Genomic DNA, 335 nt, shown 5'->3' on the forward strand with positions numbered 1-335 from the left:
AAAAGGACATAGGAACAGTCGGAACAAACTCCTGCCTGGTTCGTCGTTTTGAAATCGCCGCAGCAACCCTCGAGGACACCGCCCCCTACCTGGCGCTCTGTTTTCTGAGGTTGCGCAAATTGGAGGAAGAATATGAAGAAGAAATGGTTTGTTGGTGTTTGCGCAGCGCTGTTGCTCGCTGGGGCAGCGCAGGCAGGCGAACAGGTAGCCGTGAAATTCGACGGCACTTCCAATGCGGAGGCCGTCATCCAGACCTTCCGCAGTGCCACCGGGGCGGACCTCAAAATGGTTCGCCTGATGTCCGGCGACGCCTGGGTGATTTCGCTGCCGGACAA

The 335-nt window shown here is 57.3% G+C and carries 1 protein-coding gene; it reads left to right on the forward strand.

The features are described from left to right. Window positions 1-132 precede the first annotated feature (132 nt). On the forward strand, window positions 133-335 hold a 203-nt coding region (locus OR16_RS39075; protein WP_006165038.1), incomplete at its 3' end, for a hypothetical protein.

The sequence above is a fragment of the Cupriavidus basilensis OR16 genome, from assembly GCF_000243095.1.
Classification (GTDB): domain Bacteria; phylum Pseudomonadota; class Gammaproteobacteria; order Burkholderiales; family Burkholderiaceae; genus Cupriavidus; species Cupriavidus basilensis_D.